Origin of the sequence: Corynebacterium sp. HMSC067D03, from assembly GCF_001811185.1 — a bacterium.
Taxonomy (GTDB): Bacteria; Actinomycetota; Actinomycetes; order Mycobacteriales; family Mycobacteriaceae; genus Corynebacterium; species Corynebacterium coyleae.
Genome location: NZ_KV803804.1, coordinates 76,345 through 88,735 on the forward strand (window position 1 = coordinate 76,345; position 12,391 = coordinate 88,735).

16 protein-coding genes and 1 pseudogene are annotated in these 12,391 nt (G+C 61.8%); 11 read left to right on the top strand and 6 right to left on the bottom strand.

The window, feature by feature from the left end:
* From rplV to glmS, 6 genes are all read left to right on the top strand, one after another.
* Positions 1–360: a 50S ribosomal protein L22 gene (gene rplV / locus HMPREF2785_RS03515; protein WP_070422716.1), complete on the top strand. Its 360-nt coding sequence runs from the start codon at positions 1–3 to the stop codon at positions 358–360.
* Complete coding sequence (rpsC, locus tag HMPREF2785_RS03520; RefSeq protein ID WP_070422717.1) at positions 360–1,103, top strand: 30S ribosomal protein S3; 744 nt, start codon at positions 360–362, stop codon at positions 1,101–1,103. The genes rplV and rpsC overlap by 1 nt, the downstream gene beginning before the upstream one ends.
* Positions 1,104–1,106: 3 nt before the next feature.
* Complete coding sequence (rplP, locus tag HMPREF2785_RS03525; RefSeq protein WP_070422718.1) at positions 1,107–1,523, top strand: 50S ribosomal protein L16; 417 nt, start codon at positions 1,107–1,109, stop codon at positions 1,521–1,523.
* Entirely contained in the window at positions 1,523–1,762 is a 240-nt protein-coding gene (rpmC, locus tag HMPREF2785_RS03530) for a 50S ribosomal protein L29 (RefSeq protein WP_070422719.1), read from the top strand. The genes rplP and rpmC overlap by 1 nt, the downstream gene beginning before the upstream one ends.
* Before the next feature lie 2 nt (positions 1,763–1,764).
* Complete coding sequence (gene rpsQ / locus HMPREF2785_RS03535; protein ID WP_070422720.1) at positions 1,765–2,049, top strand: 30S ribosomal protein S17; 285 nt, start codon at positions 1,765–1,767, stop codon at positions 2,047–2,049.
* Between the two features lie 110 nt (positions 2,050–2,159).
* Entirely contained in the window at positions 2,160–4,025 is a 1,866-nt protein-coding gene (gene glmS, locus HMPREF2785_RS03540; RefSeq protein WP_070422721.1) for a glutamine--fructose-6-phosphate transaminase (isomerizing), read from the top strand.
* Positions 4,026–4,189: 164 nt separating this feature from the next.
* Here glmS and HMPREF2785_RS03545 read toward each other — a convergent pair whose 3' ends face one another.
* From HMPREF2785_RS03545 to HMPREF2785_RS03570, 6 genes and pseudogenes are all read right to left on the bottom strand, one after another.
* On the bottom strand, positions 4,190–4,717 hold the full coding sequence (locus tag HMPREF2785_RS03545; protein WP_070614266.1) for a Fic/DOC family protein: 528 nt from the start codon (positions 4,715–4,717) through the stop codon (positions 4,190–4,192).
* Between the two features lie 5 nt (positions 4,718–4,722).
* Positions 4,723–4,944 carry an antitoxin VbhA family protein gene (locus tag HMPREF2785_RS03550; RefSeq protein WP_070422723.1) on the bottom strand — a complete coding sequence of 74 codons (222 nt, stop codon included), beginning with the start codon at positions 4,942–4,944 and terminating at the stop codon, positions 4,723–4,725.
* 20 nt (positions 4,945–4,964) lie between these two features.
* Positions 4,965–5,774, bottom strand: a pseudogene (gene thiD / locus HMPREF2785_RS03555) (bifunctional hydroxymethylpyrimidine kinase/phosphomethylpyrimidine kinase); the annotation flags it as partial.
* 21 nt (positions 5,775–5,795) lie between these two features.
* A complete protein-coding gene (locus HMPREF2785_RS03560) occupies positions 5,796–7,394 on the bottom strand; it encodes a GTPase (RefSeq protein WP_210386087.1) in 1,599 nt (532 codons plus the stop codon).
* Positions 7,381–9,219, bottom strand: a complete 1,839-nt coding sequence (locus tag HMPREF2785_RS03565; protein ID WP_246821143.1) for a GTPase — start codon at positions 9,217–9,219, stop codon at positions 7,381–7,383. Before HMPREF2785_RS03565 ends, HMPREF2785_RS03560 begins: the two co-directional genes overlap by 14 nt.
* 52 nt (positions 9,220–9,271) lie before the next feature.
* Positions 9,272–10,063, bottom strand: a complete 792-nt coding sequence (locus HMPREF2785_RS03570) for a formate/nitrite transporter family protein (protein ID WP_070422867.1) — start codon at positions 10,061–10,063, stop codon at positions 9,272–9,274.
* Between the two features lie 197 nt (positions 10,064–10,260).
* Between HMPREF2785_RS03570 and HMPREF2785_RS03575 the strand changes: the two genes are divergently transcribed.
* The 5 genes from HMPREF2785_RS03575 to rplE all read left to right on the top strand — a co-directional run bounded on the left by HMPREF2785_RS03575 (position 10,261) and on the right by rplE (position 12,381).
* Complete coding sequence (locus HMPREF2785_RS03575) at positions 10,261–10,488, top strand: hypothetical protein (protein WP_070482515.1); 228 nt, start codon at positions 10,261–10,263, stop codon at positions 10,486–10,488.
* Between the two features lie 39 nt (positions 10,489–10,527).
* Complete coding sequence (locus HMPREF2785_RS03580) at positions 10,528–10,782, top strand: hypothetical protein (RefSeq protein WP_070570616.1); 255 nt, start codon at positions 10,528–10,530, stop codon at positions 10,780–10,782.
* A 326-nt stretch (positions 10,783–11,108) separates the two neighbouring features.
* Complete coding sequence (gene rplN, locus HMPREF2785_RS03585) at positions 11,109–11,477, top strand: 50S ribosomal protein L14 (protein ID WP_070422727.1); 369 nt, start codon at positions 11,109–11,111, stop codon at positions 11,475–11,477.
* 2 nt (positions 11,478–11,479) lie between these two features.
* Positions 11,480–11,794 (top strand): 50S ribosomal protein L24, encoded by a 315-nt coding sequence (gene rplX, locus HMPREF2785_RS03590; RefSeq protein WP_070422728.1) that lies wholly within the window; start codon positions 11,480–11,482, stop codon positions 11,792–11,794.
* Complete coding sequence (rplE, locus tag HMPREF2785_RS03595; RefSeq protein ID WP_070422729.1) at positions 11,794–12,381, top strand: 50S ribosomal protein L5; 588 nt, start codon at positions 11,794–11,796, stop codon at positions 12,379–12,381. The genes rplX and rplE overlap by 1 nt, the downstream gene beginning before the upstream one ends.
* Positions 12,382–12,391 lie beyond the last annotated feature (10 nt).

Sequence of the window (12,391 nt, forward strand, 5' to 3'; positions counted from 1 at the left end):
ATGGCTGACACCATCACCACTGCATCCGCGACTGCCAAGTTCGTTCGCGTCTCTCCGATGAAGGCACGCCGCGTGCTTGCTCTCATCCGCAACAAGTCGGTTGCTGAGGCACTCGCCATCCTGAAGTACGCCCCGCAGGGTGCGTCCAAGGACGTTGCAAAGGTTGTTGCTTCCGCAGCAGCCAACGCGGAGAACAACTTCGGCCTGGATCCGCGCACGCTCGTCATTGCCGAGTGCTACGCAAACGAGGGCCCGACCATGCGTCGTTTCCAGCCGCGTGCACAGGGTCGCGCATTCCAGATCCGGAAGCGCACCTCTCACATCACCGTTGTTGTCGAGTCCAAGGAAGGGGCCAAGTAATGGGCCAGAAGATTCACCCACACGGCCTGCGCCTGGGTATCACTTCCGACTGGAAGTCCCACTGGTACGCCGACAAGAACTACGCCGAGTACGTCGCTGAGGACATCAAGGTCCGCGAGTGGCTCGAGAAGAACCTCGAGCGCGCTGGCATCTCCGATGTTGTCATCGAGCGCACCCGCGACCGCGTCCGTGTGGACATCCACACCGCACGTCCGGGCATTGTCATCGGCCGTCGCGGCGCTGAGGCTGACCGTATTCGCCGTGAGCTGGAGAAGCTGACCGGCAAGATGGTTGCACTGAACATCCTCGAGGTGAAGAACGTCGATGCAGACGCCACCCTGGTTGCTCAGTCCATCGCCGAGCAGCTGGTCAACCGTGTCGCGTTCCGTCGCGCCATGCGTAAGGCCATCCAGTCCGCTATGCGTAACCCGCAGGTCAAGGGCATCAAGGTTATGACGTCCGGCCGTCTCGGCGGCGCGGAAATGTCCCGTGTCGAGCGCTACCACGAGGGTCGCGTTCCGCTGCACACGCTGCGCGCGGAGATCGACTACGGCACTGCAGAAGCACACACCACCTTCGGCGTCATTGGCGTCAAGGTGTGGATCTACAAGGGTGACGTCGTCGGTGGCGTCCGCGAGTCTGAGCTCAATGCACCGAGCAACGATCGTCGTGGACGTGGCGACCGTCGCCCGCGCCGCGGCGGCCAGCGTCGCCGGGCGGCAGAGCAGAAGAAGGAGGGCTAATTCATGCTCATCCCTAAGCGCGTGAAATACCGCCGCCAGCACCGCCCGACCCGTTCTGGCGTGTCCAAGGGTGGCAACCAGATCAACTTCGGCGACTACGGCCTGCAGGCCCTCGAGCCGGCGTACATCACGAACCGCCAGATCGAGTCTGCCCGTATTGCTATCAACCGCCACGTCAAGCGTGGTGGCAAGGTCTGGATCAACATCTTCCCGGATCGTCCGCTGACCCAGAAGCCGCTCGGCGTGCGTATGGGTTCCGGTAAGGGCCCGGTGGAGAAGTGGGTGGCCAACGTCAAGCCTGGCCGCATCCTGTTCGAAATGTCCTACCCCAACGAGGAAACTGCCATTGAGGCGCTGCGCCGTGCAGGCGCGAAGCTGCCGTGCAAGGTCCGCGTCATCAAGAAGGAGGACCAGTTCTAATGGCTAACGGTACCCCCGCATCTGAGTTCCGCGAGCTCAACGACGACGAGCTGAAGGGCCGCCTCAACGAGGCGAAGGAAGAGCTGTTCAACCTGCGCTTCCAGCTTGCAACCGGCCAGCTGACCAACAACCGCCGCATCTCCACCGTGAAGCGCGACATCGCTCGCATCTACACGGTGCTGCGCGAGCGTGAGCTTGGTCTGTCCGTCGTCCCGGAGTCCACGGGAGCTGAGGCATAACCATGAGTGAGGCAAACGTGACTGAGAACACCAAGGACAAGGCCGTGCAGAAGCGCCGCCGTGGCTACGTCGTGTCCGACAAGATGGACAAGACGATCGTCGTCGAGGTTGAGGACCGCAAGTCCCACGCCCTCTACGGCAAGATCGTGCGTACCACGAAGCGCGTCAAGGCTCACGACGAGAACAACACCGCTGGTGTTGGCGATCTCGTCCACATCGAGGAGACGCGTCCGCTGTCGAAGGACAAGCACTTCCGTCTCGTCGACATCATCGAGAAGGCTCGCTAAAAGCTAGTCGCTTCTCGACGACTCCACCGCCCCGGGTTGGCTACCAACCCGGGGCGGTTTTTGCGTTTTCAACTTTTTCTGCGCCCTTACACAAGGGTACGATTTCCCGCATGTGTGGAATCGTTGGATATGTAGGCGCAAACGCGACAACGCGTGACGCGAAAGACGTAATCATCGATGGTCTTCGCCGCCTCGAATACCGCGGGTACGACTCCGCAGGTGTTGCGGTGGTGAACGACCAGTCGATCGAATGCCGGAAGAAGGCCGGCAAGGTAGCGGATCTCGAAGCGGAGATTGCTAACAACCCCATCGCAGCATCGAACCTGGGCATCGGGCATACCCGGTGGGCGACCCACGGCGGTCCGACGGATGCGAATGCTCACCCGCATGTGGTGGGAGATGGCCGTATGGCAGTGGTGCACAACGGTATCATCGAAAACTTTTCGCATTTGAAGGCTGAGCTCGCAGAGAAGGGCTACACCTTCAAGTCTGAAACCGATACTGAGGTTGCTGGCACGCTGCTGCTGGATATCTACAACACGGAAGCGGACGGGGATCTGACCCGTGCGATGCAGTTGGCAGCGAACCGTCTGGAGGGCGCGTTCACCCTGCTCGCCATCCACCCGGACCATCCAGACCGCATTGTTGCGGCGCGTTGGAACTCCCCGCTGGTGATCGGTGTAGGCGAGGGCGAGAACTTCCTGAGCTCCGACGTCGCTGGCTTCATTGAGTTCACCCGTGACGCGGTGGAGATGGACAACGGCCAGATTGTGACGTTGACGGCTGATGGCTACGACGTGATTGACTTCGACGGCACCCCCGCCGAGGCGAAGCCGTTCAAGGTTGAGTGGGATGTCACCGCTGCGGAGAAGGGTGGCTACAACTCCTTCATGGAGAAGGAGATCCATGATCAGCCGGGTGCCGTCCGCGACACGCTTTACGGTCGCTTCGACGAAGATGGCAAGTTGATGTTGGACGAGTTGCGTATCGACGAATCCGTGCTGCGCTCCATCAACAAAATCATCATCGTCGCTTGCGGTACTGCGTCGTACGCGGGCCAGGTGGCGCGTTACGCCATCGAACACTGGTGCCGTATCCCGACGGAAGTGGAGCTCGCCCACGAGTTCCGCTACCGCGACCCGATTGTCAACGAGCAGACTCTCGTCGTTGCCGTTTCCCAGTCCGGAGAGACCATGGACACGCTGATGGCTGTCCGTCACGCACGTGAGCAGGGCGCGAAGGTCGTCGCTATCTGCAACACCGTGGGCTCCTCGATCCCGCGTGAGGCGGATGCGTCGCTGTACACCTACGCAGGCCCGGAGATCGCTGTGGCGTCGACGAAGGCGTTCATCTCCCAGATTGTCGCGGCGTACCTGCTGGCGCTGTACCTGGCGCAGGTGCGTGGCAACAAGTACGCCGATGAGATCCGTCAGATCATCGGCGAGCTGGAGCTGATGCCGGAGAAGATCCAGCGCGTGCTGGACAACGAAGACCAGGTCAAGCAGTTGGGCCAGGATATGGCGGATGCAAAGTCCGTGCTCTTCCTTGGCCGCCACGTCGGCTTCCCGGTCGCCCTCGAGGGCGCGCTGAAGCTCAAGGAGGTTGCTTATTTGCACTCCGAGGGCTTCGCTGCAGGCGAGTTGAAGCACGGTCCGATCGCGCTGGTCGAGGAAGGCCAGCCGGTGTTCGTCATCGTGCCGTCGAAGAAGTCGCGCCACAACCTGCACGCCAAGGTCGTCTCCAACATCCAAGAGGTGCGCGCCCGTGGTGCCGTGACTATCGTGATCGCGGAAGAGGGCGACACGGATGTGGAGCAGTTTGCCAACCACATCATCCGCATCCCGGAGTCCCCGGGTTTGCTGCAGCCACTCTTGGCGACGATCCCGTTGCAGATCTTCGCCTGCGCCGTCGCAGAAGCACGCGGCCTGAACGTGGACCAGCCGCGTAACCTGGCCAAGTCCGTCACGGTGGAGTAGAAGCTACCGACCGCGCCAGGGCGCCCCGGGATTGGCGCTGCGGTATTTCATCATCTGGTGGAAGATCTCCGCAGCACCAGCCCGCTGCCCCTGTGTCGCGCTGAGCGTACCCGTGTTGTCAGGCAATGCGTCAAGCGCGAATACTCCCGGGGTGAGAACCTCTGCTAGAAATGAGGGGCAGCCGTCGCTGCGCCGACGTAGCGGGCGGCGTGGGCTTCTGCGGCGTCGATGCGTGTCCAGTCGACTGCCCAACCGGAGGTGCGCAGCATCTGATCGAAGAAAAAGCGTTGGGTCCGCGAATTACCGTCCCGGAACGGATGCACGATTGTCAATTCGCTCCAGTGATCCGCGATGGTGTTTACTGCAGCAGACTTGTCATCGGAGTAGACCGGCAGTTTCGCGATCCGGCCCATCACTCGGTCGAGTTCAGCCTCAACGTATCGCGCTCGACACATCGCCATGCCCATCGCACCAACTTCCTCGGTGCGGATCTGGCCCGCCCAGGGGTAAATGTCCTGCATGAGGTAATGGTGTGTGGACTGCAGAGATTCACGTGTGAACTCGGTGAGCAGTGGACCGTTTTCGAGCTCGCCGAGTCGTTGAAGCGCGAGGTTGCCAGCGATGCGGTCCAGCACAACCGGGTCTGTTAGCCCGAATAGGTTTTCCGGGGCCTCGTTGCTTCGTCGTGCCATGGCGTTTAGGCAGCTCCGGTGATACGTTGCCGCAGTTCACGTGCACGAGGCGTGTTTCCCAGGCCTTCCCTTTCGAGCACCTGTAGCACGGCCTCGTCGGCCGAGATATCTCCTCGCAGCTGTCGTCGCAGAAGCGCCTCGTCCTCTGCGGACATGGGTTGGCCCGCCATGATCATCGAGGCATTCACGGCGGCGACCTTCTGATCTTCGTTGCGCGGGTCAGTCATGCAGGTGATTCTAGCGGTTCGGCGAGGCGGTAGAGCTGGTGGAAGTGGTGCACCGGCCCGTGGCCCTGGCCCACCTCGAGGTCGTCGGCGTGTGCGATGGCTTCGTGGAGCCAGGCGGAAGCCCACTCGACGGCGGCGGGGGCGTCGTCGAGAACAAGCCGGGTTGCAAGGGCTGCGGAGAGAGAACAGCCGGTGCCGTGGGTGTTTTTTGTGCGCACGCGGGGCACGTCCGCGATGTGGGTGTCGCCGTCGGGGGTGATCAGCGCGTTGGAGGCGTGATCCCCGGTGAGGTGGCCGCCCTTGACCAGAACGGACACGCTCGCATCTGCTGCGTATCGACGACCCTGGGAAACCGCTTCGTCGAATGTGGTGGCGGGGGTGTCGTCGCAAAGTACTGCGAGCTCGGGGATGTTTGGGGTGACCACAGTGGCGTGCTCACGAACGAGGGTGCGTAGGGCGTCCTCGGCGTCCTCGGTGAGCAGGCGATCGCCGGAGGTGGCGACCATGACGGGGTCGACAACAACGACGGGGACCGGGTGCTGAGTGAGGAATTCGGAGACAGTGCGGGTTGTGGCTGCGTCGCCGAGCATGCCGATCTTGACGGCATCGACTGTGACGTCGTCGAACACCGAATCCAACTGCGCGCGCAGAAAGGCTTGGGGAGGGGTGTGGATCTCACGCACACCCTGCGTGTTCTGGGCGACGAGCGCGGTGACCACGCACATGCCGTAGCCCCCTGCGGCGGCGATGGACTTCAGATCAGCTTGAATGCCGGCACCGCCTGTGGGGTCGGTACCGGCAATGGAGAGAACTCTCGGGAGACGTGCCATAGGCACTGACGCTACCCGGAACTAGCCAGCGGCGAGGGCGATGCGCTCGGCAAAACGGGAATAGTCCTCGCGAATGGCCAATAGTGGCTGGGATACGGCGGTTTCTGAGGCCGCGGCCACTTCCTTTTGGATGGCGTTGCGCGTTCGGCGTTTCACCCCGGATCCCAACATGCCGCCGAAGGCCGCGGATATCAATCCGATGATTACACCGGTGAGTAAGCCAGCCATGATCAGCAGGGTAGGAATCGGCCAGCCTTCTACATCCGGTACCAGATCGGTGCCGAGCAGCGGTGTGAGCACGCCCGGCACGAAGGCGACCAGCAGGTACCACAGCACACCAACCAGGGCGGCGAGCAGCGCAAACCACTGGAAGATGGTCAGCACTGCCCACCCCTTGGACGGCTCCGCGGGCAGTTTCGCACGGGCCACAGCGCGATCCAGTTCGGCGGGAAGGCCGGTGGAGATCTCCTCGGAACGATCCGCCACGGCAGCAGCCCACTCGTGTGGCAGCCCTTCGCCAACGGCGGTGGCGTAATCGCGAAGACCCGAGTTGGCTACGGCTTTGGAGGCGGCGTCGAGTTCCGGCATGGAGGTGCGGTGCACGCCCAGTTCGTCGGCATCCTCGCGCAGCCCTAAGCGACGAAGCGGGTCGGGTTTGAAGCGGGTGATCCAGGAGGTCAGCAGCCAGCCGGTGCGTTGGCGCAGGCGTTTGCGGTAGGCGGCAGCGGTGATGCCCGCGATGCGTTCTGCACCCGCGGCCTTGGTCAGTGCGGTGTCGAGGTCACGCTTGGCGTGCTTGTCCACACCACCGGCACCCTTCGTTCCAGCGTATGGGGCGGCAACGGAGGCGATGTCGGCCTCGATGCGGGCAGTCTGCGCATTGTGGGCCTTTGCCACGCGCGCGATCGCGCCGCGCAGGTCTTCGATACCAGCGCCGGTCAGGGTGGAGGTGGGGATGACATGGACGTTGGTCAGGCCGTCGTCGAGAAGCAGGCCCGCATAAGAGCCAGCTACGGTGTCCACGTCGCGCTCCGCCAAAAGGTCGGCTTTGTTCAGCACTGCCAGTGTGACCGCGGAGTGGTTCGCGTGCGGGCGGATGAACTGGTCATGGATGACACTGTCGGCGTACTTCTCGGGGTCGGACACCCACACGAGCACGTCGACCTGGCCGGCGAGGCGTTCGGCGATGACGCGGTTGGAGGCCTCTACCGAGTCGAAGTCGGGAAGATCCAGCAGGATCAGCGGGCCAGCATTTTTGGCAAACTCGCCTTGGCGCTCGCGGCGGTCTTCCACGCCGAGCCAGCCCAGGAGTTCCTCAGAGCCTTCCGGCTGCCAGATTGCGGCCAGGGGAGAGGACGTGGTTGGGCGGCGCGCCGCTGCTTTGCCCAGGTCCTCGCCGACAACGGCGTTGAACAGCGAGGTTTTACCGGAACCGGTCGCGCCGAAAAAGCCCACGACGGTGTGCTCGGCGGACAGGGCGCGACGCTCGGCGCCAGCCTTGGCCACGCGTTCTAGGCGTTCGCGTTGCTCGCCGGACAGGTACGGTGCACCAATTTCGGCAGCGTCCTCGAGCGCGCTCAGCCGTTCGCTCAGCCCAATCTTTTTGCTAAACAGCGCCATTGTCGGACCCCTTTCGGAAGTTGCCGCGAAGCTGGTCAAACAGGCCGCGCAGGGTGCTGTTGTTCAGGTCGTCGTTGGGGGTGTCGTCGATACGCGCAGGCACTTGCTTGTCGACGACCCCCAGCAGCTTCGCATCCACCGCCCGGCGAGCCTGCTGGGAGGCATCGCGGATCTGCTCGGCCGTTGCGCCTTCGAGCAACGGGTCGGTGAACACGTGGTAGCGGTCGCGCTCGGCAGCAAAGAGTCCACCAAGGCGCTCGTTGAGGTCGTTGCGGGCCTGAGTGACCATGCGGCGCACCGTGTCTTCGCCGAAGATGGTCTCCAAAAGTTTCTGGCCAAGTACCGCAGAACCGCCCGCGATGGCCACCTCGCCGCCAGTCAAACCAGCGGTGGAGGCGAACACTGTAAGCATGAGTGCCACGGTGACCACGTTGAGCCCAAAGGACATGAGACGGGCGCGCTGACGCTTATCGCCAGCAGTGTCCTGGATATGTCCGACGAGTTCTTGCTGCCAGTCTCGCACCAGTTTCGCCGCCTGTTCGGAAATGTCGGCGCTGGCGCGTGCGAGAGCCGGATCGGCGTCGGTGCGCAGCTCAGGAGCGACCGCGCCGGTATGCGCCCAGGCGCGCGATGCTGCGGATTCGGCAGCATCGACGATGACTGCGTGCAGACCGGACTCGATCTCGGTCTCCACCTCACGCAGGGGAGCGGGCTGACCGGTGAAGAAACTGCCCACCTTATCTATTGCGCTGCTGAACCAGCGCTCGAAGCCACGGAACACGTCAGAGGTACCGATGACGTCCTGCCAGCGGTCCATGACCTCGGAGCGCAGCAACTGTCCGTCGGAAGTCGCGTCGATGACCTGACGGTTGGCGGTGGTGTAAAACTCGTGGATCGATGCGTCGAGCTGGTTGGCAAACGCCTCCTGACGCTCACGGCGGCCGACCAAGGTATCCACTCGATCAAGCGCAGTCTGAACCGCGCCGGCCACAGTCTTGCCAGCCACGTCGCGCCGGGCGACGGTGTCCTCGGCGAGCGTGGTCAGGTAATCGCGCAGTGAAGCGACAAGGTCTTCGGCGAGAAACTCCCCGGACTCTCCAGACTTCTCCGCGCCAAGGTCCGCGACGAACGGCACAGTAAAGACTGTTGCGTCGTGCAAGCCAGCCTCATTCATCATGCGGCGCAGATCGTCCGGCACGGTTTCGGCTGCCTTCTCGTCCAGGCGGTTGAGTACCACCACAACTTCGATGCCGCGGCCAGCGGCGTCGTGGAGGAAGTTCCACACAAGTTGATCGGCGTAGCGCGCCGGGGTGGTGACGAACACCCACAGATCCGCAGCCGCAAGGAGCTGACTTGCCAGGGCGCGGTTTTTGTCGTCGATGGAGTCGAAATCGGGGGCGTCGAGAAGCGCAAGGCCCTCGGGCACGCTTTGCGTATCCACGACTCGAAGTGTCGTCGATTGCTCGTTGCCCGCGCCGTGCGAGCGCGTCAGGCCTGGCAGTACCTGTGGGGAGTTAAACCAATCAGCATCTGCTGGGTTTGCCACTAGCACTGGCTGCCGGGTGGTGGGGCGGATGACGCCTGGGTTGGAGACCCGCTCGCGCAGCAATGCATTGACAAGCGTGGACTTACCAGAGCCGGTGGAGCCGCCGATCACGGCGAGCAGCGGCGCGTCCAGGTTGGCGAGGCGGGGCAGGACATAGTCGTCGAGCTGGTTGACAATTGCGCGGGCCTCTGGGGCTGCATCAATAGGTAGGGCAGTGTCCGCGAGGGCATCGCGAACACTGCGAACAGCTTCGAGGACGTCAGGTGTCTGGGTACTCACCCGTCTCATTTTGGCAGAGACACCCAGGGTGAGGGGAGTTAGTCCTTGTTGGTTAGTCCTTGTAACCGGTCTTGGTCAGGTTCAGCCATCCGTAGAGGCCGCCCATGATGAACCCGCCGCCGACGAAGTTGCCCAGCCAGACGACCACCCAGTTGCGGATGACGTTCCAGTTGGTGAAGCCTTCGATGGTTTCAGGGCCGAGCGTAAACCCGCCCAGGCTGGTGAGGATGAAGTTCGCGATGGAGTGCTCGTAGCTCATGGTGGCAAACGACGGGATGATCAGGATGACCCCCCACAGCTTCGCGCTGAAGTCCTTGCCGGCCTGGGTGGCCAGCATGAAGGCGATGTTGACCACGACGTTTGCCAGGATCGCTTCAACGAACAGGGTGGAACTGGATTTTTGCAGCTTGGCGACGAGCAAATCGTGGAGGAATCCGTCCACCTCGACCATCTGGCCCATGGTGGTCCGGGAAATCAGCCATGAAATCGCCACTGCACCAATGAGGTTGAACACGGTGACAAAGAAGACGAGGAGGAACCCGCGGGTGATGGTGTTGAGCCTATGGATGGCGCCATAGGTCATGAACATCATGTCACCTGTGGCGAGTTCGCCTTGCAAGACGATGATGATGTACAGCGTTGACGCGAAGATGGCGCCGAAGGCGTATTTGCCCCAGCCGGGGGCGTAGCCGTCGAGTAGTTGTGCCGTGGATGCGGCGAATGCCGTCATGATGCCCAGGTACACGCCCGCGAGTACGGAACGCGTGGCAAATCGGGCAGGTTCTGTCGAGAACAGATCGACCTTATTCTTGATTGCCTCGGGGGCGGCTTCGTAGAAACTCACGCCCTCCAATGTACAAGAGGTACTACCTTAAACGGAAATGTGGTAATACCTATTCGGCGATTGGAAAGCTTTGGAAAATCGTGAAAGAAAATGAGAATTCTGCCAAAAACTGTAAAACGTCACGGTAATGTTCGGTGGGCAAGGTCGTTCAAGCTGCGGCCGATGCCTACCGTTCATTAAGAAAATTGGAGACTCACATGAAGCTTCGTCGTCTTGTTGCTGCGGCGGCCGTCGCAACCACCGTTGCTGTTGCTGCTCCGGCTGCTACCGCTCAGCCTGCTCCGGAACCGCTGAACCGTGTTCTGTACGAGATTTACAAGGTCGGTGGCTGGGAAGCCCAGAACATCATTCTGCTGCCGGCAGCGCTTTCTTCGCTGAACGTTGTCATCTCGATCATTCAGTCCATCGTCACTGCTGCTAAGTAAGCCGCGACACGTACACACCTCTCCTGAAAGGAAACGAACATGAAGTTCCGTCGTCTCGCCGCTGTTGCTCTTGCGGCATCTGTTGCAATCGGTGCTGGTGCTCCTGTCGCTGAGGCTGCTACCTACCCGGAGCCGCTCAACCAGGTCATCAATGAGATGCGCGCTCTCGGTGGCCCGCTGGCCCCGAACCTGCTGCTGGTTCCAGCTGCCCTGTCCTCCGTGGGCTGGATCATCACCATCCTGTCGCTCACTGGTGTGCTCGGCCTCGGCGCCGTTGCTGCTAGCACCGTCTAAAATTGCGCTAACGCTGCGGCACACTCATCGTCTCACCCCTAAGTTTCGGGGTGGGGCGATTTTTGTATCTTCAGGCGACACGATTTAGCGGCAATTTGGGCGATCGGCGCTGCTCATGGTTAAATACTCCAGTTGTCTACTGCTGGTCGGGCGTGACACGCGTTTCCGAGTGAAGCGTCCGAGACCCTTCGACCAGACTGCGCTCTCCTCGTGTGCGAGGGACGAGCGCACGAGGTTCGTCGATAAGCAATAGGCCGCAAGAACATTGACCACGTGCGTTCAGGACGGAAATCTGGCGCACATTGACCCAGGTCAGGAGACCAACTGTGATTCAGAAGGAATCGCGTCTGAAGGTCGCCGACAACACGGGTGCACGCGAACTGCTGTGCATCCGCGTTCTCGGCGGTTCCGTTCGACGCTTCGCCGGCATCGGCGACACGATCGTCGCCACCGTGAAGGAAGCTGCCCCGGGCGGCAACGTCAAGGAAGGCGAGGTCGTTAAGGCTGTCATCGTCCGTGCGAAGAAGGAGACCCGTCGTCCGGACGGCTCCTACATCTCGTTCGACGAGAACGCTGCTGTCGTCATCAAGAACGACACCGAGCCGCGCGGTACCCGCATCTTCGGCCCGGTTGCTCGTGAGCTCCGCGACAAGCGCTTCATGAAGATTGTGTCTCTCGCACCGGAGGTGATCTAAGTATGAAGATCAAGAAGGGCGATATGGTGCAGGTCATCGCCGGCAAGGATAAGGGTGCTCAGGGTCGCGTCATTGAGGCGTACCCGCAGCGCGACAAGGTCCTCGTCGAGGGTGTTAACCGCATCAAGAAGCACGTCGCAAACTCCTACAACGAGCGCGGCGCCGAGTCCGGCGGCATCGTCAGCCAGGAAGCTCCGATCCACGTGTCCAATGTGATGATCCTGGACTCCGACGGCAAGCCGACCCGCGTGGGCTACCGCTTCGACGAGAACGGCAAGAAGGTCCGCGTGGCTAAGTCGAACGGGAAGGACATCTAATGGCTGAGAACATTCAGAACTACACCCCGCGCCTGAAGTCCCGCTACCAGGACGAGATCCGCACCAAGCTGAACGAGCAGTTCAACTACGACAACGTCATGCAGATCCCGGGCCTGACCAAGATTGTTGTGAACATGGGTGTGGGCGACGCTGCTCGCGACTCCAAGGTGATCAACGGCGCACTCGAGGACCTCACCGCGATCACCGGCCAGAAGCCGCAGCTGCGTCGCGCGAAGAAGTCCATCGCTAACTTCAAGCTCCGTGAGGGCATGCCGATCGGCGCAAAGGTCACCCTGCGCGGCGACCGTATGTGGGAGTTCCTCGACCGTATGCTGACGGTTGCTCTCCCGCGTATTCGCGACTTCCGTGGCCTGAACGACAAGCAGTTCGACGGCAACGGTAACTACACCTTCGGCCTGTCCGAGCAGACCATGTTCTACGAAATCGACATCGACAAGATCGATCGCGTTCGCGGCATGGACATCACGCTCGTGACCACCGCTGGTAGCGACGACGAGGGTCGCGCACTGCTGACGCACCTCGGCTTCCCGTTCGCTGACAAGGACGGCAAGATGAAGCGCGCATAAGCGTTCGCTT